Annotated in this window: 27 protein-coding genes; 10 read left to right on the forward strand and 17 right to left on the reverse strand. The window is 67.2% G+C overall.

Features of this window, described 5'->3' with window-relative positions; genetic code table 11:
• Positions 1-143: 143 nt before the first annotated feature.
• Positions 144-1,151, forward strand: coding sequence for a MinD/ParA family ATP-binding protein (locus tag Hhyl2_RS01030; protein ID WP_483548851.1), 1,008 nt, complete (start codon positions 144-146; stop codon positions 1,149-1,151).
• Here Hhyl2_RS01030 and Hhyl2_RS01035 read toward each other — a convergent pair.
• From Hhyl2_RS01035 to trpC, 4 genes are read right to left on the reverse strand one after another with little or no spacing between them, the layout of a single operon-like run.
• Positions 1,148-1,951 carry a 2-amino-3,7-dideoxy-D-threo-hept-6-ulosonate synthase gene (locus tag Hhyl2_RS01035; protein ID WP_483548852.1) on the reverse strand — a complete coding sequence of 268 codons (804 nt, stop codon included), beginning with the start codon at positions 1,949-1,951 and terminating at the stop codon, positions 1,148-1,150. The genes Hhyl2_RS01030 and Hhyl2_RS01035 overlap by 4 nt on opposite strands.
• A 26-nt stretch (positions 1,952-1,977) precedes the next feature.
• Positions 1,978-2,811 carry a tryptophan synthase subunit alpha gene (gene trpA, locus Hhyl2_RS01040; protein ID WP_483548853.1) on the reverse strand — a complete coding sequence of 278 codons (834 nt, stop codon included), beginning with the start codon at positions 2,809-2,811 and terminating at the stop codon, positions 1,978-1,980.
• A complete protein-coding gene (gene trpB / locus Hhyl2_RS01045) occupies positions 2,811-4,145 on the reverse strand; it encodes a tryptophan synthase subunit beta (RefSeq protein ID WP_483548854.1) in 1,335 nt (444 codons plus the stop codon). Before trpB ends, trpA begins: the two co-directional genes overlap by 1 nt.
• Entirely contained in the window at positions 4,142-4,936 is a 795-nt protein-coding gene (gene trpC, locus Hhyl2_RS01050) for an indole-3-glycerol phosphate synthase (protein WP_483548855.1), read from the reverse strand. Before trpC ends, trpB begins: the two co-directional genes overlap by 4 nt.
• A gap of 94 nt (positions 4,937-5,030) precedes the next feature.
• Here trpC and Hhyl2_RS01055 point away from each other — a divergent pair, with 94 nt between their 5' ends.
• Positions 5,031-5,501 (forward strand): MGMT family protein, encoded by a 471-nt coding sequence (locus tag Hhyl2_RS01055; protein WP_483548856.1) that lies wholly within the window; start codon positions 5,031-5,033, stop codon positions 5,499-5,501.
• Here Hhyl2_RS01055 and Hhyl2_RS01060 read toward each other — a convergent pair.
• Both Hhyl2_RS01060 and lonB read right to left on the reverse strand, forming a co-directional pair.
• Positions 5,496-6,344, reverse strand: a complete 849-nt coding sequence (locus Hhyl2_RS01060; RefSeq protein ID WP_483548857.1) for a lysostaphin resistance A-like protein — start codon at positions 6,342-6,344, stop codon at positions 5,496-5,498. The two genes, Hhyl2_RS01055 and Hhyl2_RS01060, sit on opposite strands and share 6 nt — an antisense overlap.
• Before the next feature lie 4 nt (positions 6,345-6,348).
• Entirely contained in the window at positions 6,349-8,454 is a 2,106-nt protein-coding gene (gene lonB, locus Hhyl2_RS01065; protein ID WP_483548858.1) for an ATP-dependent protease LonB, read from the reverse strand.
• A 171-nt stretch (positions 8,455-8,625) separates the two neighbouring features.
• On the opposite strand from lonB, the gene Hhyl2_RS01070 reads away from it, so the two are divergent.
• The 3 genes from Hhyl2_RS01070 (at position 8,626) to Hhyl2_RS01080 (ending at position 10,450) form a co-directional block, all read left to right on the forward strand.
• Positions 8,626-9,198 carry a nicotinamide-nucleotide adenylyltransferase gene (locus Hhyl2_RS01070; protein ID WP_483548859.1) on the forward strand — a complete coding sequence of 191 codons (573 nt, stop codon included), beginning with the start codon at positions 8,626-8,628 and terminating at the stop codon, positions 9,196-9,198.
• Positions 9,195-9,953 (forward strand): SAM hydrolase/SAM-dependent halogenase family protein, encoded by a 759-nt coding sequence (locus tag Hhyl2_RS01075; RefSeq protein WP_483548860.1) that lies wholly within the window; start codon positions 9,195-9,197, stop codon positions 9,951-9,953. Before Hhyl2_RS01070 ends, Hhyl2_RS01075 begins: the two co-directional genes overlap by 4 nt.
• An 80-nt stretch (positions 9,954-10,033) precedes the next feature.
• Positions 10,034-10,450 carry a DUF5059 domain-containing protein gene (locus Hhyl2_RS01080; protein WP_483548861.1) on the forward strand — a complete coding sequence of 139 codons (417 nt, stop codon included), beginning with the start codon at positions 10,034-10,036 and terminating at the stop codon, positions 10,448-10,450.
• 338 nt (positions 10,451-10,788) lie between these two features.
• On the opposite strand, the gene Hhyl2_RS01085 is transcribed toward Hhyl2_RS01080, so the two are convergent.
• From Hhyl2_RS01085 to thsA, 3 genes are all read right to left on the reverse strand, one after another.
• Entirely contained in the window at positions 10,789-12,141 is a 1,353-nt protein-coding gene (locus Hhyl2_RS01085) for an APC family permease (RefSeq protein WP_483548862.1), read from the reverse strand.
• 140 nt (positions 12,142-12,281) lie between these two features.
• Positions 12,282-12,983: a hypothetical protein gene (locus Hhyl2_RS01090; RefSeq protein ID WP_483548863.1), complete on the reverse strand. Its 702-nt coding sequence runs from the start codon at positions 12,981-12,983 to the stop codon at positions 12,282-12,284.
• 203 nt (positions 12,984-13,186) lie between these two features.
• Positions 13,187-14,746, reverse strand: coding sequence for a thermosome subunit alpha (gene thsA, locus Hhyl2_RS01095; RefSeq protein ID WP_483550541.1), 1,560 nt, complete (start codon positions 14,744-14,746; stop codon positions 13,187-13,189).
• A 176-nt stretch (positions 14,747-14,922) separates the two neighbouring features.
• Here thsA and Hhyl2_RS01100 point away from each other — a divergent pair, with 176 nt between their 5' ends.
• Positions 14,923-15,732, forward strand: coding sequence for an amidohydrolase family protein (locus tag Hhyl2_RS01100; RefSeq protein WP_483548864.1), 810 nt, complete (start codon positions 14,923-14,925; stop codon positions 15,730-15,732).
• 9 nt (positions 15,733-15,741) lie between these two features.
• Here Hhyl2_RS01100 and Hhyl2_RS01105 read toward each other — a convergent pair whose 3' ends face one another.
• Both Hhyl2_RS01105 and Hhyl2_RS01110 read right to left on the reverse strand, forming a co-directional pair.
• Positions 15,742-16,644 carry a glycosyltransferase family 2 protein gene (locus Hhyl2_RS01105; protein ID WP_483548865.1) on the reverse strand — a complete coding sequence of 301 codons (903 nt, stop codon included), beginning with the start codon at positions 16,642-16,644 and terminating at the stop codon, positions 15,742-15,744.
• A gap of 51 nt (positions 16,645-16,695) precedes the next feature.
• Positions 16,696-17,400 (reverse strand): class I SAM-dependent methyltransferase, encoded by a 705-nt coding sequence (locus Hhyl2_RS01110; RefSeq protein WP_483548866.1) that lies wholly within the window; start codon positions 17,398-17,400, stop codon positions 16,696-16,698.
• A gap of 169 nt (positions 17,401-17,569) precedes the next feature.
• On the opposite strand from Hhyl2_RS01110, the gene Hhyl2_RS01115 reads away from it, so the two are divergent.
• The 3 genes from Hhyl2_RS01115 to Hhyl2_RS01125 are packed head-to-tail and all read left to right on the forward strand — an operon-like array spanning position 17,570 to position 19,415.
• The gene (locus Hhyl2_RS01115) at positions 17,570-17,839 is read left to right on the forward strand and encodes a MarR family transcriptional regulator (protein WP_483548867.1); all 270 of its coding nucleotides are present in this window, start codon (positions 17,570-17,572) and stop codon (positions 17,837-17,839) included.
• A 15-nt stretch (positions 17,840-17,854) separates the two neighbouring features.
• On the forward strand, positions 17,855-18,625 hold the full coding sequence (locus Hhyl2_RS01120; RefSeq protein ID WP_483548868.1) for an MBL fold metallo-hydrolase: 771 nt from the start codon (positions 17,855-17,857) through the stop codon (positions 18,623-18,625).
• 49 nt (positions 18,626-18,674) lie between these two features.
• Positions 18,675-19,415: a YkgJ family cysteine cluster protein gene (locus Hhyl2_RS01125; RefSeq protein WP_483548869.1), complete on the forward strand. Its 741-nt coding sequence runs from the start codon at positions 18,675-18,677 to the stop codon at positions 19,413-19,415.
• Between the two features lie 47 nt (positions 19,416-19,462).
• Here Hhyl2_RS01125 and Hhyl2_RS01130 read toward each other — a convergent pair whose 3' ends face one another.
• Entirely contained in the window at positions 19,463-19,867 is a 405-nt protein-coding gene (locus Hhyl2_RS01130; protein WP_483548870.1) for a TRAM domain-containing protein, read from the reverse strand.
• Between the two features lie 215 nt (positions 19,868-20,082).
• Between Hhyl2_RS01130 and Hhyl2_RS01135 the strand changes: the two genes are divergently transcribed.
• On the forward strand, positions 20,083-20,325 hold the full coding sequence (locus Hhyl2_RS01135) for a DUF7123 family protein (RefSeq protein WP_483548871.1): 243 nt from the start codon (positions 20,083-20,085) through the stop codon (positions 20,323-20,325).
• Between the two features lie 57 nt (positions 20,326-20,382).
• Here Hhyl2_RS01135 and Hhyl2_RS01140 read toward each other — a convergent pair whose 3' ends face one another.
• From Hhyl2_RS01140 to Hhyl2_RS01160, 5 genes are all read right to left on the reverse strand, one after another.
• Positions 20,383-20,994, reverse strand: coding sequence for a winged helix-turn-helix transcriptional regulator (locus Hhyl2_RS01140; protein ID WP_483548872.1), 612 nt, complete (start codon positions 20,992-20,994; stop codon positions 20,383-20,385).
• Positions 20,995-21,042: 48 nt separating this feature from the next.
• A complete protein-coding gene (locus Hhyl2_RS01145) occupies positions 21,043-22,218 on the reverse strand; it encodes an SPFH domain-containing protein (RefSeq protein WP_483548873.1) in 1,176 nt (391 codons plus the stop codon).
• Between the two features lie 65 nt (positions 22,219-22,283).
• Positions 22,284-22,853 carry an NfeD family protein gene (locus tag Hhyl2_RS01150; RefSeq protein WP_483550542.1) on the reverse strand — a complete coding sequence of 190 codons (570 nt, stop codon included), beginning with the start codon at positions 22,851-22,853 and terminating at the stop codon, positions 22,284-22,286.
• Between the two features lie 37 nt (positions 22,854-22,890).
• The gene (locus Hhyl2_RS01155) at positions 22,891-23,253 is read right to left on the reverse strand and encodes a DUF7312 domain-containing protein (protein ID WP_483548874.1); all 363 of its coding nucleotides are present in this window, start codon (positions 23,251-23,253) and stop codon (positions 22,891-22,893) included.
• 39 nt (positions 23,254-23,292) lie between these two features.
• Entirely contained in the window at positions 23,293-24,984 is a 1,692-nt protein-coding gene (locus Hhyl2_RS01160) for a sensor histidine kinase (protein ID WP_483548875.1), read from the reverse strand.
• Positions 24,985-25,038: the final 54 nt, after the last annotated feature.

Below are 25,038 nucleotides of genomic sequence, written 5' to 3' on the forward strand. Positions count from 1 at the left end.
GCCGTCTGGCCAGCCCGCCGAGGATCGAACCCCTCGATCTCACCGGATTAGGATGTTCCTACGGGGTGAATCCCATCGGGTAAGTGAACGTATAACAAAGATACTCGCTCACTATAGTCGGGGCTACAGGGGTTCGGTGTCAGATGGCAGACAAGGTAAGCAACGTGTACGCGGTGGCAGGCGCGAAGGGCGGCGTCGGCAGGACGACCACCAGTATCAATCTGGGTGCGGCGCTGTCGGCGGCCGGTTACGAACCGGTCGTCGTCGAGGTCGACCTGACGACGGCGAATCTCGTCGACTACCTCGACGTAGATATCGACGTCACAACGGCGCCGACGCTCCACGATGTCCTCGCCGGGGACGCGCCCGTCGAGGCAGCCACCTACGCGGCCGCCGACGGGCTGGATATCGTGCCGAGCGGGACCGGACTGGAACGCTTCGGCGGTGCGAACCTCGACGACCTCCCGGAAGTCTTCACGGCACTCCAGGAGCGCTACGACGTGGTCCTCGTCGACACACCGGCGGGCCTGGGGTCGGCGACGGCCCGGCCGATCGAACTGGCCGACGCCGTCGTGCTCGTCTCGACGCCCAGGATTGCGGCCATCCGAGACACCGACCAGACGCGCAAACTCGCCGGCCGGGCCGGGACCGACGTCCGAGGGTTCGTGCTGACGATGTCCGGCCAGGGTGACGGACCGTGCGCCGAGCACGTCGCGGGGTTCCTCGACGTCGATCTGCTCGGGCACGTTCCCGAAGACGACGCGGTCCCGCACGCACAGGACCGGGGGAAAGCGGTCGTCGAGTACGCCCCACACAGCGGTGCTGCCGTCGCGTACCGGAAGATAGCCCGCGGGCTGGTCGGGTCGACGCCGGTGGTCGCCAGCGAGGAGCGCTCGGCCTGGTCGAAGAGTGCCTTCGAGACGCTCCAGTCTGCCGACGAGTCGCCAGCGCGGGCCGCTACGAACTCGTCCCAGCAGCCCGAGGAGACTCCGCCGCAGCGACCCGACGGAGGGCGTGTCATCGAGGATGAGGCAGGGGCGGGGTCCACTGGCGCGTCGGCCGACGAGCCAGCGGGTGCGGAGCCAGCAGACCCCGAGCCGGCGGCTCCCCGGTCTGTGGCCCAGAAAGTGCGATCGGCGCTCGGCCTCTAGGCTTCGACCGCCAGCCCTGCTTCGTGGAGGGCGTCGACGGCGCTGGCGTCGTCGTGGACGACCGCGGCGACGGCGCGCGCGATCTTCTCCGGTTCGTCGTGCTGGAAGATAGAACGGCCCATCGAGATACCGGAGCCGCCTGCGTCCATCGTGCCCCGGACCATCTCCAGGGTCTCCTGGTCGGTCCCCTTCGAGCCGCCGGCGATGACGACCGGCAGCGAGGTCGATTCGACGACGTGCTGGAAGCTCTCGGCGTCGCCGGTGTAGCCGGTCTTGACGACGTCGGCGCCCAGTTCCTCGGCCAGCCGGACGGCGTGGCCCACCGCCTGGTTGTAGTCGTCGGCTGCGGGGTCGATGTCGGGGCCCCGTGCGTAGGCCATCGCCAGGACCGGGAGGCCGTAGCGGTCGGCCTCGGTCGTCAGCGCCGAGAGCTCCTCGATCTGCTCGGGTTCGTAGGTGCTGCCGACGTTGATGTGGAAGGAGACGGCGTCGGCGCCGACCCGGATGGCGTCCTCGACGGTGCCGGTCGTGCGCTTGTCGTTCTCGTCGGGCCCGATGGTCGTCGACCCGTTGAGGTGGACGATGTAGCCCGCGTCGTTCTTGTTCGGGTGGACGCGGTCGGCGATGCCCCGCTGGGTGAGGACGGCGTCGGCGCCCCCGCGTGTGACCGCGTCGATAGTCGATTCGATGTCCTTCAGTCCTTTGACGGCTCCCATGGTGATTCCGTGGTCCATCGGGACGATGACGTACCGGTCGTCTGTCCCGATGCGTGTGAGCCGTGCGCGTTTCCCTGTGTTCATGATATGAGACAGTGTGGCAAGTACAATTATGTGCGTTCCGGTTGCGGCCGGTTCTGTGCGCCCCGCGTGGCACCCTCCTTCAGTTCGCGGGCCTTCGCTGCCAGTCGGTCGGCGACGGCGTCGGTGTCGTCGTCGTTCTCGTGGCCCTCCGCGACGATATCGACCAGGGCGGAACCGACGATGATGCCGTCGGCACCCGCCGAGACGATCCGTTCGGCGTGGTCGCCGGTCTTGATGCCGAAGCCGACGGCCTTCGGGACGTCCCAGTCCGACAGGCGAGCCAGCGACTCTTCGGTGGCGTCGTCGACGTCGTCGCGCGCGCCGGTCACGCCCAGGCGGGCCTGGACGTAGACGTAGCCCGAGACCTGCTCTTGCATCCGGTCGAGTCGGTCGCCCTCTGTCGTCGGTGCGACGATGAACACTAGGTCCAGCCCGAACTCGTCACAGGCCTCCCGGAGCGGCCCGGCCTCCTCGGCCGGAAGGTCGACGACGACGAACCCCTCGATGCCGACCGCGGCGGCCTTCTCGACGAACGGCCGCGGTCCCTCCTCCTCGCCGTACTGGAACACGAGGTTGTAGTAGGTCATACAGACCAGCGGCACGTCGACGTCGAGGTCCTCGACGAACTCGAAGTAGCGCTCGACGGTCATGCCCGCCGCCAGCGACCGGACGACGGCGTCCTGGATGGTCTTGCCCTCCGCGATGGGTTCCGAGAACGGCAGGCCGAGTTCGATCAGGTCGGCCCCGCCCCGCTCCAGGGCCTCGATGTAGGCCTGCGAGGCCTCGTAGTCGGGGTCGCCCGCCGCCAGGTAGGGGACGAACGCGGGGTCGTCGCGCTGGAAGACACGTTCGAGTCCCATCAGTGATCGCCCTCCGTGTGGCCGCCAGGACTCATCATCCCACCGGTGTCGAAGACGGACATGTCCGGTGCGATATCGAGGTCCCGCTTGCTCGTCTCCTCGATGACCGTCTCCAGGTCCTTGTCACCGCGGCCCGAGACGTTGACGACGACGGTGTCGCCGACCTCGTCGTGGTACTCCTCTAGGTACCCGAACGCGTGAGCGGTCTCCAGTGCGGGGATGATCCCTTCGTCCTGGGAGAGGCGGTGGAACGCCTCCAGGGCGTGGTCGTCGTCGACGTTGACCGGTGTCACTCGCTCCTCGTCGACCAGATGGGCCAGTTCCGGCCCGACGCCGGCGTAGTCCAGCCCCGCCGAGACCGAGTGGGACTCCATGATCTGGCCGTCCGAGTCCTGCAGGAGCTTCGTCCGCGCGCCGTGGAGGACGCCCTCGTCACCGGTCGAGAGCGTCGCCGAGTTGGGGGCGACGCCGCGGTCCTCGTCGACAGCCAGCGAGGAGCCGCCGGCCTCGACGGCGTACAGCGCGACACGGTCTCGCGGCTCGTCGCCGCTCGACTGTTCCGGGGAGCGTGGCTCCCCGTCGTCCTCGACGAACGCCGCGAACGCCCCCATCGTGTTCGAGCCGCCGCCCGCGCAGGCGATCACCGAGTCCGGAAGCGAGCCGGTCTTCTCGATGGCCTGCTCGCGGGCCTCCTCGGAGATGACCGCCTGGAAGTCCCGGACCATCTTCGGGAAGGGGTGCGGGCCGACGACGCTGCCGATGACGTAGTGGGTCGTCTCGACGGTGGTCGCCCAGTCGCGCATCGTCTCGGAGATGGCCTCCTTGAGCGTCCCGCGCCCGACGGTCACCGGATTCACGTCGGCCCCGTTGATCCGCATCCGGAAGACGTTGGGTCGTTGCCGAGCGATGTCGGTCTCGCCCATGTAGATCTCACAGGGCATGTCCAGGTGGGCGGCTGCCATCGCCGTCGCGGTGCCGTGCTGGCCGGCGCCGGTCTCTGCGATGATGCGCTCTTTGCCCATGTACTTCGCCAGCAGCACCTGGCCCAGGGCGTTGTTGAGCTTGTGTGCGCCGCCGTGGAGCAGGTCCTCGCGTTTCAGGTAGACGTCGGTGTCGTACCGCGCCGAGAGCTGCTCGGCGTACTGCAGCGGGGTCGGCCGGCCGCCGAAGTCGGCCAGTCGCTCACGGAACTCGTCCATGAAACCGTCCTCGTTGTTCAAAACGTACCGCTCGTAGGCGTCCTCCAGCTCCTCGATGGCCGGCATCAGCGCCTCTGGTACGTACTGTCCGCCGTACTCGCCGAATTTGGGGTCGTGTGCGTCCTCCGTGCTCATGTCTGTGTCTCCGCGTTCGTCAGTCGTCGCGTGTTCGCTGCCACGTCGGTGTCCGCGCCGTGGTCCATGATGGCCGAGCCGACCAGCAGTGCGTCGGCACCGGCGCTGCGCATCCGCCGAACGTCGTCCGGCGTGTGTATGCCGCTTTCGGCAATGAGGGTGACGCTCTCAGGGGCCGACTCGCTCACCCGCTCGAACGTCCCCAGGTCTACGTCGAGTTTCGCCAGGTCGCGGTTGTTGATACCGATCACGTCGGCACCGGCGTCGACGGCCTGTTCGACCTCGCGTTCGGTGTGTGCCTCCACGAGGACCTGGAAGCCCCGGTCGCGGGCCGCAGTCACCAGGTCGTCCAGGTCGTCGGTGCCGTCTTCCTCCAGGAAGCGGACGATGAGCAGGACGACGTCGGCCGCGACGACGTCCAGCTGGTCCTCGTGGAGGACGAAGTCCTTGCGCAGGACGGGCACGTCGACGGCCTCGCGGACCTGCTGGAGGATCTCCGCCGAGCCGCCGAAGTGGTCGGGCTCGGTCAGCACCGACAGCGCCGCCGCGCCGCCTGCGACCATCCGCGTTGCGAGCGCGACCGGATCGTCGGTCCGCTCGCCATCGGTCGTCGGGCTGGTCGGCTTGATCTCCGCGATCAGCGGCACGCGGCCGTCGTCCTCGGCGTCCTCGAACGCGGCGGACAGCGAGCGCGCGTCGACGGCGACCCGCTCGCCGCCGCCACCGCGCTCGCGCGCCGCCGCGAGTATCGACTCCACTTCCGGTGCGATTGTACCCACACTGTCGTCCATTACTGAACACTAACGTACAGAAGTGTACATAAGGGTTGTCTTCGGCGCCGACCGGGGGCGCACGTTGAAGGGGTGAGCGGGCCACAGGCAACGCATGGACACGCCGACAGACGACGCTGGCATCTACGCGCGGGAGTCGGACTACCTCGACCGGTACGTCCAGTTCGGGGCGGCCGGTGACCGGATCATCTCGCTGTCGTTCCCGACACATCCCGAGGACGTCACCAGCGACGAGCACGCGCTGCTGGACCGCATCGACGACTACCTCACCGGCACCGAGGACGACTTCCGGGACGTCACCGTCGGGCTGACGGTCCCGACCGATCAGCGCCGCGTGCTGGAGGCGGTCCGCGAAATACCCTACGGCGAGAACGCCACCGTCGAACAGGTCGCGCGGATGACCCCCGATCTGGACTCGTCCGACCAGGAGGATCAGACTGCGGTCCGCGAGGCACTGGCGGGCAATCCCGTCCCGTTGCTCATCCCGGACCACCGGGTGCGCGACGGCCCAAGCGCCGCCCCGCCGCCGGTCGAGCAGAAACTCCGGTCGCTGGAGGGGCTATGACCACAGTCGTTCGATCCCGAGTCCCTCGTGGACACCCAGTTCCAGGGCGTTGACGAGGTAGTGCGCGACGACGACGGCCAGCAGGCTGTCGGTGACGATGAACAGGCCGGCCAGCCCCAGGCCGAGCGTCCCCGTGACGACGATTCCGACACGTCCCTGGGCGCCGTGGCCGAGCGCGAACGCGACCGAGGAGACGATGGCCATCGCCCACGCCGGCGCGCCCAGGCCGGCGACGGGGACGCCGATGGCCGCCGCGCGAAAGAGCAGTTCCTCGACGATGGCGATGATCGGCAGGATGACCCCCAGGAGGACCACCCAGCCGCCGACGGTGTCCGGTGCCAGCAACCCGCGGACCGACTCGTCGAAGGCCATGTCGAACCCCGCCGCGAGCGACGCGGCCGCCTCGTTGCCCAGCCAGAAGCCGACGCCGGCGGCGACGCCGATGGCGAGTGCCGGCCACCCCGTCGAGAGCGGCGCGGCCGTGACACCGAAGGCGCTGGCCGGGATCTGGAAGTAGAACGCGCCCGCCAGCAAGAGCGCACCGAACAGCCCCTGTGTGAGTGCGACGTTCGCGAGCAACGCGCCCGTGGAGATGTCCGCTGGCTGGCTCGCCCGCTGCGATTCGATCCAGCGTCGCCGTCTTGCGCTCTCGGGTGTCTCGAAGCGGGGAATGACGGGATCGGTGGCCGGCCCGTCGGCGTGGTCGTCCAGCGACGGCACGCCCTCGGCGGTCGCGGAGAGCGCTCGCTCGTCGTCGGTGAGTCCCTGCGAAAGGCGTGCGAGCGCGAGCAACGCGGTCAACAGAAGTCCCGTCAGGCCGACGAAGGCGGCCCAACCGGACACGGCTCTACTGCGGGCTGGGGCTGCCGCCCTGGCGGCCGACCTCGTGTTCGAGGGCCTTGCCCGTGATGGACTTCAGGCGGTCGACCAGCGAGTCCTTCTCGGTCTCGCCCGACAGCGCGACCTCCAGGACCTCCGAGATGTGGGAGACGGGGACGATCTCGATCATGTCCTCGTACTCCTCCTCGATCATCACGTCCTGGGTGTTGGCTTCGGGGATGATGACCGTGTCGAGGCCGGCCTTGGCGGCCGCCTCGATCTTGTGGGTGACACCGCCGACCGGGAGCACGTCCCCGCGGACGGAGAGCGACCCGGTCATGGCGATGTTCTGCTCGACGGGGACGTCCTCCAGCGCGGAGATGACCGCCGTCGCGACCGTGATGGAGGCGGAGTCGCCGTCGACGCCGCCTTCGCCGGCCTGGACGAACTGGATGTGGACGTCCTTCTCGGAGATGTCCTCGTCGCTGAACTTCTTGATGATCGCCGAGACGTTCTGGACGGCCTCCTCGGCCATCTCCTTGAGTTGGCCGGTCGCGATGACCTGGCCGGGGCCCTGCGAGGGCGTGACCTCGGCCATGACGGGCAGGACGATCCCGCTGTCCTCGCCCATCACGGCGAGCCCGTTGACGCGACCGACGACGTCGCCGGTGTTGACCGTCAGTTCGTAGTCCTTGCGGCGCTCGATGTAGTTGTCCGCGAGCTGTTGCTCGATCGAGCGGCTGCGGCGCTTGGCTCGCAGGACGTCCGAGCGTTCGGTGCGGTCCTTGTCCTCGGCGCGGGCGATGTCGCCCGCGACGCGGACCAGGCCACCGAGGTCGCGGAACTTCAGGGTCAGGTGACCCTTCCGACCCGCACGGCGGCGGGCTTCGAGGATGAGTTCCTCGACGGCGTCCTCGGTGAAGTGGGGGAGTCGCCCGTCGTTCTCGACCTCCTGGGCGACGAACCGGGCGTACTTCCGGCGCATCTCGGGGTCGTCCTCGATGGTGTCGTCCATGTACACCTCGTAGCCGTACCCCTTGATACGGGAGCGCAGCGCCGGGTGCATGTTCTCCATGGCGTCGAGGTTCCCGGCCGCGATCATGATGAAGTCACAGGGGACGGGTTCGGTCTGGACCATCGCACCCGAGGAGCGCTCGGACTGGCCCGTGATCGAGAACTCGCCCTCCTGGATGGCCGTCATCAGCTTCTGCTGGCTGCGGATGTCCAGGGTGTTGATCTCGTCGATGAACAGGACACCCTTGTTGGCCTTGTGGATGGCGCCGGCCTCGACGCGGTCGTGGCTCGGAGTCTCCATGCCGCCGGACTGGAACGGGTCGTGGCGGACGTCGCCCAGCAGCGCACCGGCGTGGGCGCCGGTCGCGTCCTCGAAGGGGGCGGTCTTCTGGCTGGCGTTGCTGATCAGGAGGTTCGGGATCATCGCGTCGCTGCCCCGCGATCCGTAGCGGAAGGCCAGGTAGATGACACCCGCTGCAAGGATGCCCAGCAGGATCTGCTGGACGATGATCAGCGAGTAGCCGATCACGATGGCGATGATGATCCACATCAGGAAGGTCCGCATCTGGTTGCGCTTGCGGGCTTCCTCCTTGTGGGCATCGACGATCTGTTCGCCCTTGCCGCTGGGAACCGTCCGGACCTTCGGCTCGTTCCCGTCGTCGGGGTTGTGATAGACGAGAACGTCCTGGAGTTCCTCGCGGGGGAGCAGTTGGCTCATCGCCTTCGCCAGCATCGACTTGCCCGTTCCGGGCGAGCCGATCATCATCACGTGTCGGCGCTGCTTTGCGGCTTTCTTGATCACGTCTCGGGCGTGGTCCTGCCCGATGACCTGATCGACGAGGCGGTCGGGGACCTCGATGTCGGCGGTCGAATCGATATCGAGACCGCCAAGCAGGTCCTCCTCCTCGCCGTCCAGGTGTGAGTCTCCCTCGACCTCGACGTCGCTACCGAGCGTCGTCTCGGACGAGGTGCCGTCATCGCTTCGTGGCTCGTCGACCGTCGGCTCTGACCCCTGGTCGTCACTGGTCTCGCCAGGGCTGTCGGCCGCCGTGGCCTCGCCGGCGTCGGACTCGTCCTGGCCGGCGTCGGGAGCCGCGTCTTGTTCGGTATTGTCGCTCATACAAACGTTGCTAACATCGGATTTCAAGGGCTGTCTACTGATATACTTTCTCCCCGTATCCGGCACCGACACACACCGAAAACCGCCAGACTGCGTCGGGGTACAGCACAATCGAACTGTCCCTGCTGTCCCGTCGTCGGGTTTATGAAACCACCAGTCACACAGTGGGGTATGCGTGGTTTCTACATCGGGCGGTTCCAGCCCTATCACGACGGCCATCACGCGATGGTCGAGCGGATCACCGACGAGGTCGACGAACTCGTCCTGGGGATCGGGAGCGCCGACGACTCCCACACGACTCACGACCCGTTCACCGCGGGCGAGCGCATCATGATGATCACCAAAGCGGTCGCCGAGTTCGACCTGACGACCTACGTCGTCCCCCTGGAAGACATCAACCGGAACGCCGTCTGGGTGAGTCACGTCCAGAGCATGTGTCCGGACTTCGACGTGGCTTACTCGAACAACCCGCTGGTGGTACGGCTCTTCGAGGAGGGCGGCATCGAGGTCCGTCAGTCGCCGATGTTCGACCGGGACCGCCTGGAGGGCAGCGAGATCCGCCAGCGGATGATCCACGACGAGTCCTGGCGCGACCGGGTCCCGGACTCGGTGGTCGACGTCATCGAGGAGATCCACGGCGTCAAACGCCTCCAGCACGTCTCGGACAGCGACTCCATGGACCGCTACACCGCAGAGGACGAGGAGATCGACGAACCCGGTGTCGGTGACCCCGCGGATCAATGATCACACTCGCGTCGGACTTCGGGTCGCCGTATCCGGCGGCGATGAAGGGCGTTGTCTGCCAGCGGAGCGACGCCCGTATCGAGGATATCGCCCACGACTTTCCCCGGCAGGACGTCCGCGCCGCGGCGTTCTGGCTGACACAGACGCTGCCGTACTTTCCGCCGGCGGTCCACTGCGTGGTCGTCGACCCCGGCGTGGGGACCGACAGAGACGCGGTCGTCGTGCGTGCGGGCGATCACGCCATCGTGGCGCCGGACAACGGAGTCGCGCTCCCGGTCGCTCGCGCGCTCGGGGACGACGATTTCGAGGTGTTCACCTGGGCCTACGAGGACCCGGCCAGTTCGACGTTCCACGGCCGGGACGTCTTCGCGCCCGCCGCGGCGGCGGTTCACGAGGCCGGCGTCGACGCCCTTTCGGCGATGGAGCGGACCGCCCGGACCGACGACTTCGTCGACCTGCAGTTCCCAGTTGCGGAGACGACCGCCGACGGTGCGAACGGCGAGGTGCTCGTCGTCGACGGCTTCGGCAACGTCATCACGAACGTTCCGGGGAGCGTACTCGACGGCCGCTTCGGGGGGCGTATCGAGGTGGCCGACGAGTCCGTCCCGGTCCGGCGTGCCTACGCAGCCCTGGCACCGGGCGAGCGACTCGTCACCGTCGGGAGCCACGGCAACGTCGAACTCGCGGTCAACCAGGGGCGGGGCGACGCGGCCTTCGACGTCGACGTCGGCGACCCGATTCGGCTGGGACTGTAGCCGAACACGTTCGGCTTGCCACGTTTTAGGGGGGCCAAAAATAGATGGCGTTGAGTGCTTTAGGGGAACCTAATCCAAATATGCCGGAGAGACGAGACCTGTTGAAGACCGTTGGAATCGCCGCGACTGGCCTGCTCGCCGGCTGTCCGGACTCGACTTCGAGTGCGGAGTCCGGTGACCAGGAGACGACGGCTACGGCCACGGCGACCGAGGAACCGACGGCCACCCAGGAGCCGACAGAGGTCGACGCGATGACGGCTGTCGCGGCCGAGTGGTCCGTCTATCGCGCCCGGCTCTACGACGCAGTGGCGCTGGGTCGGGCCGGTGCCCCCGCCGCCGGTGCAACCGTCGCCCAGAACGTCTTCGCTCGCTTCGAGGGCGCCGTCCAGTCCGGCCAGAGCTACGTCCACACCTTCGAGACGACCGGTGAGCACGGCTACTTCTGTGTCCCCCACGAAGCGGCCGGGATGAAAGGAACTATCGTCGTCGAGGCCTAACTTTAGGCCGACCGAAAACCGGTGGCTTTTTGTGTTTTAGGCAAACCTAGAAAATTGTATGCCGGGTCACCGACCACACAGATGGCCGCCAGCAGTGGGAGGAGCGAGCGTGGTGGCAGGCACCGGTCCCGCCGTCGGTCGACCCGGAGCCAGCACGACGACGGGGGGTGTTCGCCAGGGGCTGTAGCTGTCCATGCTCGGTTCGTGGCTGCGCGGCGGCGTCTACCGTGGGCACGGTTCTGCCGCCGCACACGCGAGTCCCGGCTCGCGTCTGTCCCATCTTCTCGCCCGCACGAGCGGGCATCCCGGAATCTCCCAGCAGTCTTCGCGTCTCCCGCTTAGCCCTGGGTGTGTCCCGACTCGATCGGGTCGAACTGCTCTATCTCCCGCTCGATGTACTCCCGTTCGAAGTAGAGGAGTTCGACGCCGACGACGGTGACGGCGACGACGAGCACCGCATAGAACGTCGCCGGCTCTCTCGAATAGAGGTTCCACAGCATCAGCGGGAAGAACACCGCCGAACCGACCGTCCCGACGGCCGGCGGGAGCGCCCACACCTCGTCGGCGTCGCGCTGCCGGAACGCGAGCGCACACGCCCCGCCGAAGACGACGATGAACGACAGCGACGCGAAGGACGTGATGGCGCTGAGCGATCCGACAGCCGCGAAGGCCGCGGTGACGCCGCCGACGAGCAGCAGGATGCGCTCCGGTGCACCGTCGGCGTCTGCATCACCGATGTCGTCGGGCAACAGGTCGTCCGTGAGCAGTCCCTGAGCGAAGTGCGCCGTCGAGAACAGCGTCGCGTTGATGGCGCTCCCCGTCGAGAACAGCGCCGACGCCGAGAGCAGGACGGCACCGGCCGTCGCCAGCCCGTACGGTTCTGCCATCGTCGCCGCCGCGTCCTTCAGCGCGACGTGGGGATGGCTGGTGAGCGCGTCGGGCACTAGCGTGACCGTGACGACGCCGACGAGGACGTAGACGGCGACGGCGACCGGGATGGAGATGTAGACCGCTCGCCGGATGGTCTCGACGGGGTCCTCGATCCGACCCTGGTCGTAGAACAGCAGTTGCCAGCCCTGGAACGCGACGAAGGAGATGGCCGCCGCGACGATCGGACCAGGGCCCGTCAGTCGGCCGAGACCGAGCGCCAGCGAGACGTCACCCCGGTTCGCGACGTAGCCCAGACCGACCACACCGAACGCGACGAGGATGGCGACCTTCAGCCCGACCAGGACGGTCTCTGCAAGCCCCGTCGAGCGGGCCCCCAGAAGGTTCAGTCCGACGAACGCCGCGACCGCCAGCACCGAGACGACTGGCCGGGTCGGCAGGCCCGCGACGCCGTCGGGCAGCCCCAGCGCGACCGTGAACTCCGCGAACGCGAACGCGTACATCGCCATCGACCCGACGTAGCCAAAGAGGAGCGTCCAGCCGACCATCCCGGCCAGCGTCGAGTTCCCCAGGTAGGACTGGACGAACGAGACCGTCCCGCCACGGGTGTCGCCGAGATCGTTGAGCGCGTTGTACGAGTAGCCCGCACACAGCGCGACGACGCCGGCCAGTACGAAGGCGGCCCACGTCGCTCCCATCGTGATGCCCGCGACGACGCCCAGCACCGCGTAGATACCGCCACCGATCATCCCGCCGAGCGCGATCGAGACCGCAGCTGTGAGTCCAAGGTCTCCGTCGCTCATTGGACCCGGGGCTTGCTGGGCGAGATAAAAGAACGTGGTGTCGCACTAGGCGGACGAGGAGTGCGAAAAATTGCTAGCTGGGGCGCTCACGGCCACGCAGCCGCGGTTCTGGCCGCCTGGATCGATACTGTCCCACTCCGTCACGAATCCTCGACCGACGCGAACCCGCTCACCTCGATCCAGCCGTCCTGTGGCCCGCGCAGTCCGACGAACAGCCGTTCGTAGTACATGTCGACCCCGCGACGCGGTGCCTCGTAGCTGTTCACGCCGTTGTGGACGAGTCTGATTCCGACGTCTGCCTCGGGCGGTGCGTCGTAGGCGACGTACACCCGGCTCGTGTAATCGAAGCAGGTCTGCCCCGGGTCGGGTCCCGCCACGTTCGGACAGGGGCGTTCCCGGCGGCCGTCTCTCGGCCCGATCACCGGTTCGTTGCTGTACGGGTCGCTGGTATCGATGACTCCGTCGGCGGGTACGGTCGCTCCGAACTGGGTGACCGAGTAGCGGCGGCCGTCCGGCTGGCGCTCGGCCGGGAGCTCGTCGACCTCGATCCGGACCATCCGCCCGTGGTCGGTCTCGATCACGCTGTAGCGCCACGACTCGGGCGCGTCGGCGGTTCCGTCCCGGATCGCCGAGGCGACCGGGCTCTCACCGGCCGCCGAGACCGGGAGCGGGAGATACAGCGTCACGTTCGACAGCGTCGCGTTCGTGTCCAGCGAGACGCCGTAGCCGTACGTGCTGTCCTCGACGACGGGCGGCGACGTGACGGCCGGCCCGAACAGGAGGACCGCCACGACCAGGGCGACGAGGGCGAGCCCGATTCCGGCCTTCGTAGTGGGTCGCACGTGTGATCGACTCCCGATGGGCGGACGTTCTCTATCGACCTCCGAATAGGTACGGGCTTGGTTTCGGGGACTCGCGTCTGCTCGCTCCCGGCGAAATAAAAATACGAGTTCCGACCGCCAGCTTCGAGGGTCGCTACGCGACCTCGCTTAACTCGACTCGAACTCTCGTCGAGTTAGTCGCTCGCGCTGAACTGCTCGCGTGTCTAACTCGACGAGATGACGTCGTCGATACGGACGATCATCGTCGCGGCCTCGGTCGCCGAATCGACGGCCTCGCGCTTGACTGCGGCGGGGTCGAGGATGCCGTACTCGACGGGGTCGCCGACGACGCCGGTCTGCCCCTCGCTGATGACGCCGGCGATGCCCTCGCTCTCGTGTTCGGAGCGGAGGTCGACGAGCGCGTCGATGGCGTCCAGCCCGGTGTTCTCGGCGAGCGTGCGGGGGAGGACGTCGACCGCGTCGGCGAACGCTTCGACGGCCAGCTGCTTGCGGCCCTCGATCGAGGCGGCCTCGTTACGGATGTGGTCGGCGATGGCGATCTCGGTCGCGCCAGCGCCGGGGACGACACCGCCCTTGTCCAGGGCGGCGGTGACGACGTCCAGCGCGTCGGTGAGTGCGCGCTCGATCTCGTCGACGACGTGCTCGGTCGAGCCGCGGGCGAAGACGGTGACGGACTTGGCCGCGGCGCCGCCGCGGATGAACGTCACCTCGTCGTCGCCGTGCTTCTCGACGGCGACGCTGTCGGCGTGGCCCAGCGCGTCCTCGGTCAGGTCGTTGACGGAGCCGACGCGCTTGGCGCCGGTCGACTCGACGATGTCCTTGGCCGTCGAGGAGTCGACGCTCTTGGCGACGAAGATGCCCTCTTTCGCCAGCGTGGCGGCGACGAGGTCGGCGACGCCCTCGGTGACGAAGACGACGTCGGCCCCGCTGTCGACGATGGCCTGCGCGTAGCCCTGGAGCTCCTGCTCCTCGGCGTCGAGCGCGGCGTTGAGTTCGTCGACGTTCGTGACGTTGTAGCTGGCGTCGATGTTGCTCTCCTTGACCTCCAGCTCGGCGTCCAGCACCGCGATGTCGGCGTCGTCGACCGACGTCGGCATGTTGTCGTGGACGGGCGTCTCGTCGATGATGACGCCCTCGACCAGTTCGGTCGCCGACGAGGCGGCGCCGGTCTGGGTGTGGATCTCGATGTTGTCGCGGACGACGCCGTCGTCGGTCTTGGCGTGCCGGACCGCGTCGACGACGACCTCGGCCAGACGGTGGGCCTCGACGTCGCCGGTGCCCTTGCCGGTCATCGAGGACTCGGCGACTTCGACGAGCGTGTCGTCGTCCAGATCGACGTCGAGGACGTTCTCCTCGATGGACGCCTGGGCCAGCTGGGCCGCAGCGTGGTAGCCCTCGACGATGGTCGTCGGGTGGACGTCGTCGTCCAGCAGGTCCTCTGCCTTCGCGAGCAGTTCACCGGCCAGGACCGACGCCGTGGTCGTCCCGTCGCCGACCTCGTCCTCCTGGGTCTGGGCGACCTCGACGATCATCTGCGCCGCGGGGTGCTCGATGTCCATCTCCGAGAGGATGGTCGCGCCGTCGTTCGTGATGACGACGTCCCCGTCGTCGGAGACGAGCATCTTGTCCATTCCGCGGGGGCCGAGCGTCGTCCGTACCGACTCGCTGACGGCCTTTCCGGCGGAGATGTTCGACGACTGTGCGTCCTTGCCGTGTGTGCGCTGGGCGTCCTCGTCGAGAATGAAGAGGGGCTGGCCGCCCATGCGTCGCTGGCCAGATGACATATGTGGGTTACCTCACCTAAGTCATCGTAAGCGGTTCTATATAAAAGTATCGAACAGGGGCGCCCCCGTGACCGACCGACGACGCGGGTACACTCCCCGTCGGACGGTCCCCCGCGGCGATGGTTTAATGCGGCGGTACGCGTACCGTAGGGGTGATGCTCGAACTGGAGCACGGGTTCCGTATCGTCGACGTGGCGGGCCAGATAGAACCCGACGAACAGCGCCGGCCGCGACCCGGTATCGGCGGCGCCGAGCAGTTCGAGCGGGAGATGCGTCAGGCCGGCATCACGCGGGCGCTCGTCCACCCGAAGGCACGCGAGGGGAGCTACCTGAAGGCCAACAACGCCGTGGCACGGACGACAGTCGAGCGGCCACTGGTCGTGCTCGCCCGACTCAACGGCGCACGGGAGGTCGGTGACGGTCCGACGGCGACACTCCGGAACCTCGCCAGTCGGCGTGGGCCCGAACACGTCTCGCCGGAGGACGTCGAGCAGTTCGCCTACGACGACCGGTTCTGTGGGTTCGTCCTGGACCCTGCGGTGGACGGCCTGCCCGACGAGGCCGTCCTCGAAGAACTCGCCGCCGTCTCACAGCCGGTCCTGGTCCACGGCGGCGAGGCGTTCCCACCCGCCGCAGTGGCCGACACGCTACTCGACGGTGGCTTCCCGGTCGTCCTCTCGCATTTCGGTGCCCATCCGCTGCGCCGGGACCTGATGGAGGAGGCCATCGAACTGCTCGACAGCTACGGGTCGCTCTATCTGGACACCAGCGTCGTGCGCTACCGTGACCCGCTGGAGCGGGCCATCCGCGAGCATCCCGACAGGGTCTGTTTCGGCAGCGGTGCCCCGGACGCCCATCCCAACGTCGCCGTCATGGAGATTCTCACGCTGGATGTCCCCGAGGACGCGATGAAGAAGGTGTTCTCGAACAATCCCGGCCGCGTCTTCGAACCGCTCGCGCCGTAGTCCGGCCCGCTAGCGCCAGTCGTAGACCGTCACCGCCCGGTCGGCACGCACCGAGCGACCGTTCGGGTTCCGTCTCTCGGTCCGATCTCTGACGGATGCGCCCAGCCCGTCTTTTATCCCCCGGCCGATACCGGCCACGACCTCCCGGCCCGTCCCGACCCACTCCGAGAGGGCCGTCTCGTTCCTGGCGACGCCTTTCAGCGCGTCGGCGCCGTCGCGCCCGGCGTGACTGGCGATCCGCCGGACGACGGTCGGTCGGGGGCCGTAGTTCTTCACGAGCCGATAGGACAGCGACTGGTACTTCGACCGCCAGTCGGTCGCCAGCATCCCGCCGTCGGACTCGAACTCGCGGCTGGCGGTCATCGTCCCGTCCCAGATGACCTCGTGGTCGGTCCCGGCCAGACGGTGTGCCAGGTCCCGCGCGCCGCCGACGTCCAGGTACTCGTCGAAGCCATCCAGCGCGTCGAGTACCTCGCGTCGGAACGCAACGTTCCCCGGATTGAAGTACGTCACCTCCCGGCCGGCGATGGTCCGCATCTCCTTGGTCTCGGTCGTCAACCCGGCCGTTAGATGTTCGTGCGTGGGGCCGGTGACGACGTCGCCGGCGGACAGTCCGGCTCGGACCGCCTCGGCCCATCCGGCCTCCACCGAGAGGGTCTGGTCGATCAGCGCGACGGCGTCGCCGGTGATCCTGTCGAGGCCGGCGTTGCGCGCCGTGTTGACCGACCGGTCGGCGATCTCGACCAGTACCGAGACGTCCTCGTGGTCCCGGACCATCCCCGTGGTCCCGTCGGCCGAGGGGCCGTTGACCACGACGACTTCGGCCTCGGGTACGTGCTCGGCGAGTGCGTCCAGACAGCCGGAGAGTTCCTCCCGGCCGTTCAGTGTCGGGACCACCACCGATAGCTCCATACTACCCGGTACTTCGCCGGAACTGCATAAATGTCGCGGGGTTGTGACCGTCTAGACGTGGGTGTTCCAGTACGAGACGGAGGCGACCTTCTCGCCCAGCGGTGTCCCCCCGATGACCGTGTCGATCGAGCGGAACGAGGCCGCCAGTTCGTTGGGGATCTTCCGGTAGAATCCGTACGGAAGGACCCAGTCGTGGGTGGCCTCGGTCAGTTCGAGTCCGGCGCCGTCGAGCAACCGGTCGACCTCCCAGCGCGAGTAGAGCCGCGAGCCCATCGGAAGCGCCCAGTTGTAGATCGAGCGCGTCGAGAACCGATTGAACGTGTCGAAGACGACCTGTTCTTTGGCCACTCTGCGCATCTCTGCGAGGAACGCTGCCGGGGTGTCCGCCAGATGGAAGAAGCGCATCGCGAGCACCGCGTCGAAGTGGTCGTCGGGGAACGGGAGCCGAGCGGCGTCACCACGCATGAACTCGACGTGATCGTCGACACCGACCGCCGCGGCCTTCTGGCGGCCCTGCTGGAGCATCGGACCCGAGATATCGAGTCCGACGATGTCGGCGCCCCGCTCGGCGAGCATGACGGTGAACCGTCCGGTACCGCAGGCGACCTCGAGGATGCTCCGATCCTCGACAGGGCCCAAGGCGTCGAGGACGGCCTGCTTCTCCCGGCGGTCGATGAGCCGGCCGCCGCGAGAGAACCGCTTGTCCTCGTACTCCTCGGCCACGTTGTCGGCCTGGTACCACTCCTGCCCTTTCACGACTCAATCGTCCCCACTGGGGGAATAAAACGATACTGGAATCGTCGGTCGGTTGTGAACCGTCACACGGCGTGCGTGTTTAAGGTATCATAATACAATCCATACACTCCGTATTGTATGATCATACATATAGCCAACTTTTACGAGGATGTTTGCACTCTTGTCCAGTATGAGCTCGATTTCCGACGAAACGCTGGCAACCCCCTTCGCGACCGACGAGTTCCGCGAGCGGCTCCGTGATCTGCCGCCGAGCGCGAAACTCGTCGCGAAGGTACTGGAGGACGAGGCGCCGCTCTCGCAGGGACAACTGGCCGACGCATCGTTGCTCCCGGACCGGACCGTCCGCTACGCACTGAACCGACTCGAAGACTCCGGACTCGTCGAGTCCCGCTATAGCTTCACCGACGCACGCAAACAGGTGTACTTTTTGTCGACCTGACCGTCACGTTCGATGATGGACTGGACGCGGGTCGCGGTCCCCGTGGCGACGCGTGCACCGACAGGAGAGACTGCTGCCTACGTGCTCGACGATACACTTCTCGTCGACCCCGCCGCCCGCAGCGACGCGCTCGACGCCGCCGTCGGGGCCGCCGACGTCGACCACGTCGCGGTCACGCACCACCACCCCGACCACGTAGGCGCGCTCGCGCACTATGTCCGCGAGACGGGTGCGACCGTCTGGGCCCGCGAGGGACGGACGGCCGCCTTCGAGCGCGCGACCGGACTGGCGCCGGACCGGACCTTCGCCGAGGGGACGACGATTCCGACCGCCGAGGGGTCGGTGACGGTGCTGGACACGCCCGGTCACGCCCCCGAGCACGTCGCCTTCGCCGCGGACGAGGCGGTCGTGACGGGTGATCTGGCCGTCGCGGCCGGGAGCGTCGTCGTCGGCGCCCCGGAGGGCGACATGCGCGCTTACCTGACCTCGCTCCGGCGCCTCGCCGCCAGGGAACCAGCTCGCCTCCTGCCGGGCCACGGCCCCGTCATCGAGGACCCGACGGCGACTTGCGAACGCCTGCTGGGACACCGACTGGACCGCGAGGCGCGCGTTCGCGCGGCGGTCCTCGACGGTGCCGTGACCCCCGACGAGGTGCTGGACACTGCCTACGAGAAGGAGCTCTCCGGCGTTCGGGACCTCGCTCGTGCGACGGTCGTCGCCCATCTGGAGAAACTCGCCGTCGAGGGGGACATCTTCTGGGACGGCGAGCGGGCGACGCCCGCGTGAGGTCGGTCCGCGACACGCACTTTTTCCGCGTCCACGCGAAACGAAGGGTATGGAGTCGCTCGAATCCGAACTGGCCCGCGCTCGGGACCTCGACGTGGGGGCACTCGCCGATGCTATCGAGGCCATCGGGTTCGAGTGTACGCGCTGTGGCGCCTGCTGCAAAGCCGAATCCGGGTGTGAAAGCGAGGTCGACGAGGACGACGGCGATCCACACACGGCGACGGTGTTCCCAGACGAGATCCGGCGGTTGCAGGCGACCGGCGACTACGACTTCCGTGACGTCGCCCGGCCGATGCCGTACGGGCTGACCGACGGCCCCGAGGGGCCCGAGGGCGAGACCTTCGAGTGGGCGCTCCAGACCGACGACTGTGGCGACTGCACGTTCTACGAGGAGACCGACGGCGTCGGCGCCTGCACCGCCCACGGGGACCGGCCGCTCATCTGTCGAACGTATCCGTTCAGCGTCGCGCTCGGTGGGACCTCCCAGCCGATGGGCGAGATCGTCGACAGCGTCTCGCTGGCCAACCCCGGTGCCAACGAAACCGACGACGACTCTGGAACGCTCCAGGCCCACGAGTGCGAGGGACTGGGTCGCGATATCGACCGTGCCGACGCGGAGGAACTGGCGGCAGCGCTGAAAGAACGGGCCATCCGTGAACTGGAAGAAGCGATCGGCGTCCGGGAGCAGTACCGGCCGGTCGAGACCGGCCACGGCGAGGTCGTCGTCCACGATTCAGAGGGGCAGAAGCGTCCGGACGGGACGCCGATCGAGACAGAGCGAGAGGGGTGACCGAGACGTGACTCACCGGCCGTGGGATGGCTGCCGCGGTGGTCGGCCTAGATGTTCTCGTCGAGGATCTCGCCGACCGCGAAGTTCGATTTGACCTCCGTCACTTCGATCTTGACCCGCTCGCCGATCTCGGCACCGGGGACGATGATGACGTAGCCACGCTCGACGCGGGCGATGCCGTCGCCCTGCTTCCCGATATCCTCGATCTCGACGTAGCGCGTCTCGCCGGGTTCGACCGGGGGCTGTGGCTGGTCCGGCGGCGTCTCGCTCACCGACGCCTCGCTCGATTCGGCTTCCTCGTCTTCTGCAGAGATGAGTGCGACGCGATAGGTACCGCCCGCCTCGACGGCGCCGGTCTCGACCTCGCGGCGCGGCACCTCGACGACGTACCGGTCACCCTCGTCAGTCACGTCAGCACTGAACAGACACAGGAGTTTCTCCGAGATTTCCAATGTAGTAGACCTCCGTTTTCGCTACTGTTCGCCCACCACCATAGAACTGCCGGACGCTTCACCGCCTGTTTTCCCCCTGTACCAACCACCGGGTCGAGGCCGCTGTGGCGGTGTCGATTCAGGATAGCTTACCAGGAAAACCGCAGGACGGCGCGGCGTTAACCGACTGTACCAAACCCCCTAAGGGAGTCTCGGGTGTACCCTGATACGTACCAATGAGCGCGACCGCACAGGCGACCGATGCCCCACTCTCGGACAAGCAGCGTCGAATCCTGGAGTACCTCGAAGCCAACGCCGATAGCCAGACCTACTTCAAATCACGGCTCATCGGCGAGGAACTCGATATGTCCGCGAAGGAGGTCGGCGCGAACATGACCGCCATCGCCAACAGTCCCAACACGCTCGACGTCGAGAAGTGGGGCTACTCCTCGTCGACGACCTGGATGGTCGACGCCTGAAACTGGCCGTTCTGACTCGATATACCCACTACCCCCGCTGCCGTTTCTCCGCACCGTTCAGGGATCGTACCGGAGCAGCGAGTCCGCCTCGCCGGCCAGCGCCGCGGCGTCGTCACCGAACGAATCAGCGTACCGGACGACCAGCGTCAGCACTGTCTCCGGCTTCGTGATGGTGTAGCCGTCGGTCCGCGAGAGCAGGCTGGCCGCCTCCAGGTCGCTGGCGTAGTTGCTCACCGTCGGTCGGGAGACGCCGAGTTCCGTCGCCAGCGCCGAGGCCGTCACGTCGGGGTTCCGCAGGAGCGTCACGAGCATCCCGCGGGCCGTCTCCCGGCGGAGGAACCCCAGGATGACCTGTTCGGTCTCGGAGAACTGCCCGGCCGGGAAGTACCGGCGGTAGTCCCCGTCCTTCCGGGAGGCGACGACGTTCTCGTTCTCCAGGCGGTGGAGGTGGTGCTGGGTCTCACCGGTACCCAGTTTGAGGTCGTCACGGAGCTTCGAGAAGTGCGTGCCGGGGTGGGCCGAGACGTAGCCGGCGATCGCGCCGGGCGCGTCACTGTCGCTGGACTCGTCGCCGTCGCCGAAGCGGGCGAACGGGCTCGCTGCGCCCAGGGCAGCGAAGCGGCGGAGCGTGGCCCGCTTGTCTTCGTCGACCGTCCCGTCCCGACCCATAACTGTATAAGGGAAAGCGATTCCGCTGTAAAAAGGCTTCGGCCTCGATCAGGAGGACTTCTCGCTGCCGTCGTCGTCCGGGCCGCCGGCGACGTCGGTCTTGTTACCGCTGTCGATCTCGGCGTCCATCTGTTCGATCATCTCGTCGGCGCTGTCGACGCCGGCGTCCTCGCCGTGTTTGATCTTCTGGGCCTCCTCCTCCATGGCCTCGACGTCGACCTCGGCCTCCTCGTCGATCTGGCCGAGGATCTCCTCGATGTCGTCCAGGCCGAGCATCTCGCGGGTCTCGGCGTCGAAGTCGAGTCCTTCGAGGACGTGGCCGTTCTCCTTGACGTCCGAGCCCTGGAGGTGCTTGCCGTAGCGGCCGACCAGCGACGTGAGTTCCTGTGGGAGGATGAACTTCGTCGACTCGCCCTGACCGATCTCGGCCAGCGTCTCCATGCCCTTGTCGATGACGGCGCGCTCGCCCATCGACTCGGCGGATTTCGCACGCAGGACCGTCGAGATCGCGTCACCCTGGGCTTCCAGGATCTGGCTCTGCTTCTCACCCTGTGCGCGGATGATGTTGGACTGCTTGTCACCTTCCGCCGTCTCGATGGCGGAGCGCCGTTCACCCTGGGCTTCCAGGATCATGGCACGGCGTTTCCGCTCGGCGGAGGTCTGCTGTTCCATTGCCTGCTGGACGTCCTTCGAGGGGTTGACCTCGCGGACCTCGACGCTCTCGACGCGGACACCCCACTCGTCGGTGGGTTCGTCGAGTTCTTTTCGGATGCGCGAGTTGATCTCCTGGCGCTTGTTGAGCGTGTCGTCCAGTTCCATGTCACCCAGGACGGCACGCAGGGTCGTCTGGGCCAGGTTCGAGACGGCGCGCTCGTAGTTGTCGACCTCGAGGAACGCCTTCTTGGGGTCCATCACCTTGATGTAGACGACGGCGTCGGCGGTCACTGGCGAGTTGTCGCGGGTGATCGCTTCCTGCCGCGGGACGTCCAGCGTCTGGGTCCGCATGTCGAAGCGGGTGACGTCCGAGACGAACGGGTAGATGAAGTGGATACCCTGGTCGAGCAGGCCACGGTAGGTCCCCAGCACGGTGTAGGCACCTTGCTGGTACGGCCTGATGATCACGACGCTGGAATATACCAGCGCGATGGCGATGAGCAGGAACACGACGGCGACGAATCCGATGATGCCGCCGAGAATTTGCAGCGGTACTAACGCGGGGAGCATGACGCTTCGAACTCCGGGTCGCTGAAAGAAAAGCCTTCGGTGTCTGTGTCACATACTGACGCGTCTCACGCCTTCTCGGATTCGGTCGATCGCTCGCGGTCCCGCTCCAGCGCCCGGTCGATGTCGTCGTCGGTCGCCGAGACCCGTTCGACCTTCAGAACGTTGCCGCCGCCCGGGTCGACGACCATCACTTCCGCTCCCTCCTCGATGGTCCCGTCGATGCTGCGGGCCTGGTAGTAGGGGTTGAAGCCGCCGTCTTCGAGTTTGACCTCCCCCTCGGATTTGGTGACTCGCTCGGTGACGACGCCGAACTGGCCCTTGAGCGAACTCGAACTGAGCGTCTGGCCCCGTCCCGGCGCCGCGAAGTCCAGTTTCCGGTAACCCCACAGCGTCACCGCCGTCGTCGCCAGCACGACGATGGTGAGGACGATGGGTGCGAAGATGCCGAGGCTCGCGGGGATGAACAGTCCGACCAGCCCGGCCGTCAGGAGCGCCACACCCAGGACGAAAAAGTGCGTCCCCGGCGCCAGCGCCTCGCCGACGATGAGGGCAGCACCGGCGAGAAACAGCAGGATCGAGAGGGACATACCGAACAGTGGGTCGACCTGGGCGGGGGCGAGGACGGGGGCGACCAGCGAGCCTACCATACACTCCAGTAGGGGCGGCGCAGGATTAAGTGTCAGGGTTGGTCTGGACGAACAGCCCGTACAGCAGTGCCGCGCCGACGGCGACGACGGCGGGCAGTCCGAGCATCACGCTCGGGGAGGACAGCGCCGCACTGGCGAACATCCCGCCGATGGCGAGCAGGCCGATGTAGACCCCGAGTGCGACGAAGACGACGCTCTCCAGGCGTGGCCGGCCGGGCGTCACCTCGATATCCGGCGCGAACGTCCCGACCTCGCTGCTCTCGGCCTCGATATCCTCGTCGGGGTCCTCGACCCTGATGACGTCGGCCTCCGTCGCGTTCTCGTACTCCTCGACGAAGCGACTGTTCCCGTCTCCGTCGGTCGCTCGCCGCTCGTCCCCGTCGTTCATATCTCTCGGTAGCGGGTGCGCCTACAAAAGGACTTGTGACTACGGTGCCCGCTCCGTCTCGACGCCGGTGAAGACGAATCGGGCACCCTCGACCGACTGGTCGACCCTGACCGTCCACCCGTGGGACTGGGCGACGGCCCGGACGATGGCGAGACCGAACCCGGTTCCACCGTCGCTCGTCGTGTAGCCGTACTCGAAGAGCTGGTCGGGGTCCGCAGTCGAGAGTCCGGGGCCGTCGTCGGCGACGTCGAACCCGTCGTCGAGCAGTTCGACGGTCACGGTCGGATCGGTACCACCGTGCTCCACGCTATTGCGAAAGAGGTTTTCTAGCAGCGTGAGCAGCCGCGTCCGGTCGGCGTGGATGGTCCCGGCTGTCGTGATGGAGAGCCGTGCGTCGGCCGTCTCGACGTTGTCCCAGGCGTCAGTGACGACCGACCGGAAGTCGAGCGGTTCCTGCTCGGTCACGTCACCGCCCTGGCGAGCGAGCGTGAGGACATCCCCGATGATCTCGTCCATGCGCTCGTGGGAGTCCTCGATGGAGTCGACGTACCGGCGGAGTTCGGGGTCGGAGAGTTCCGAGTCGAGGACGTTGGTGTAGCCGTCGGCGACCTGGAGTGGGTTCCGGAGGTCGTGGCTGACCGTCGCCGCGACCTGATCGAGGCGGTCGTTTCGCGCCTGGAGTTGCTGGCGTGACTGTTCGAGCTCGGTCACGTCGCGCAACAGTAGAGAGTGTCCGATCCGGTGTCCGGTGTCGCGCTGTTCGATCGGTGCGACCCGCAGCGAGTAGTAGCGCGTCTCGCCATCGCGTGAGAGCGTGATACGGCTGGTCTGGTCGGCGGCTGGCAGCGTCACTTGCCCTGCGAGTTCCGGGCAGGCGGTCGCGAACGACGCCCCCTCGTGGCCGGGGAGGTCTGGCCACATCGTCACCGCCTCCTCGTTGTAGTCGACGACGCGTGTGGACTCGTCGACGACGATCACCGCGTCCGAGAGTGTCTCGACCAGGCGCGTCCTGGCGACCGGCGCGATGTCGAACAGTCCCATGCCGAAGACGCCGACGGTCGTCGCGACGATGAACGGCAGCGCGCCGTAGCCGCCGTACTGGAAGGACGGGACGGGGCCGAGCCCGAGAACCGAGGTAACGTTTCCCGTCCCGACGCCGACCGCGCCGGCGAACAGCAGTGCCGTCCGGAACCGACTGCTTCGGCGAGTCCGCCCGATGAACCGTGCGAGGACGAATACGCCCGTCAGGACGAACGCGTAGGTGATGACGAGAAAGAGGAAGTACACCGGGCCACGGACAGCACTCCCGTGGAAGAACGGTTCCTGGACCTGAATCACGTCCGTTAGAAGCAGACGGTGCCGCGGGTTCGTCACCGCCAGCACGGCGTAGCCGCCGACGACGAACGCCGACGCGGCCTGCACCCAGCGGCGCCGATGGAGGTCGCTGTCCGTGTACGCCGCGACGAAGGCGACCCACAGGAAACTCGCGACGAACCCGGTGAACTTCTCGCTGACGACGAACAGCCGCGCGAGGCGCCACTCGGTCGTCAGTACCAGCCCGATCAGTTGGGCTTGCCAGACGATCCCCGCGACGAAGATGAGCGCGAGGTACAGCCGGACGCCACGGACGCTGTGCTGTGTCCGCCAGAGGACGCCACCGACCAGCAGCGACAGGATGATCGTGACGACGGGTGGCAGGAGATGCGCCACGACGACGGAGTGAGCCGACACAGCCGTTCTATCTGATGAATGATTATCAATATACCGGCGACTACGCCGTCAACT

The organism is Haloarcula sp. H-hyl2, assembly GCF_056934385.1.

What these genes read in the sequence shown, in the direction of transcription:
- Hhyl2_RS01030 (WP_483548851.1), top strand. Translation starts at nt 144, where the DNA reads ATGGCAGACAAGGTAAGCAACGTGTACGCGGTGGCAGGCGCGAAGGGC.
- Hhyl2_RS01035 (WP_483548852.1), bottom strand. Translation starts at nt 1,951, where the DNA reads ATGAACACAGGGAAACGCGCACGGCTCACACGCATCGGGACAGACGAC.
- trpA (WP_483548853.1), bottom strand. Translation starts at nt 2,811, where the DNA reads ATGGGACTCGAACGTGTCTTCCAGCGCGACGACCCCGCGTTCGTCCCC.
- trpB (WP_483548854.1), bottom strand. Translation starts at nt 4,145, where the DNA reads ATGAGCACGGAGGACGCACACGACCCCAAATTCGGCGAGTACGGCGGA.
- trpC (WP_483548855.1), bottom strand. Translation starts at nt 4,936, where the DNA reads ATGGACGACAGTGTGGGTACAATCGCACCGGAAGTGGAGTCGATACTC.
- Hhyl2_RS01055 (WP_483548856.1), top strand. Translation starts at nt 5,031, where the DNA reads ATGGACACGCCGACAGACGACGCTGGCATCTACGCGCGGGAGTCGGAC.
- lonB (WP_483548858.1), bottom strand. Translation starts at nt 8,454, where the DNA reads ATGAGCGACAATACCGAACAAGACGCGGCTCCCGACGCCGGCCAGGAC.
- Hhyl2_RS01070 (WP_483548859.1), top strand. Translation starts at nt 8,626, where the DNA reads ATGCGTGGTTTCTACATCGGGCGGTTCCAGCCCTATCACGACGGCCAT.
- Hhyl2_RS01075 (WP_483548860.1), top strand. Translation starts at nt 9,195, where the DNA reads ATGATCACACTCGCGTCGGACTTCGGGTCGCCGTATCCGGCGGCGATG.
- Hhyl2_RS01080 (WP_483548861.1), top strand. Translation starts at nt 10,034, where the DNA reads ATGCCGGAGAGACGAGACCTGTTGAAGACCGTTGGAATCGCCGCGACT.
- Hhyl2_RS01085 (WP_483548862.1), bottom strand. Translation starts at nt 12,141, where the DNA reads ATGAGCGACGGAGACCTTGGACTCACAGCTGCGGTCTCGATCGCGCTC.
- thsA (WP_483550541.1), bottom strand. Translation starts at nt 14,746, where the DNA reads ATGGGCGGCCAGCCCCTCTTCATTCTCGACGAGGACGCCCAGCGCACA.
- Hhyl2_RS01100 (WP_483548864.1), top strand. Translation starts at nt 14,923, where the DNA reads ATGCTCGAACTGGAGCACGGGTTCCGTATCGTCGACGTGGCGGGCCAG.
- Hhyl2_RS01105 (WP_483548865.1), bottom strand. Translation starts at nt 16,644, where the DNA reads ATGGAGCTATCGGTGGTGGTCCCGACACTGAACGGCCGGGAGGAACTC.
- Hhyl2_RS01115 (WP_483548867.1), top strand. Translation starts at nt 17,570, where the DNA reads ATGAGCTCGATTTCCGACGAAACGCTGGCAACCCCCTTCGCGACCGAC.
- Hhyl2_RS01120 (WP_483548868.1), top strand. Translation starts at nt 17,855, where the DNA reads ATGGACTGGACGCGGGTCGCGGTCCCCGTGGCGACGCGTGCACCGACA.
- Hhyl2_RS01125 (WP_483548869.1), top strand. Translation starts at nt 18,675, where the DNA reads ATGGAGTCGCTCGAATCCGAACTGGCCCGCGCTCGGGACCTCGACGTG.
- Hhyl2_RS01135 (WP_483548871.1), top strand. Translation starts at nt 20,083, where the DNA reads ATGAGCGCGACCGCACAGGCGACCGATGCCCCACTCTCGGACAAGCAG.
- Hhyl2_RS01140 (WP_483548872.1), bottom strand. Translation starts at nt 20,994, where the DNA reads ATGGGTCGGGACGGGACGGTCGACGAAGACAAGCGGGCCACGCTCCGC.
- Hhyl2_RS01145 (WP_483548873.1), bottom strand. Translation starts at nt 22,218, where the DNA reads ATGCTCCCCGCGTTAGTACCGCTGCAAATTCTCGGCGGCATCATCGGA.
- Hhyl2_RS01155 (WP_483548874.1), bottom strand. Translation starts at nt 23,253, where the DNA reads ATGAACGACGGGGACGAGCGGCGAGCGACCGACGGAGACGGGAACAGT.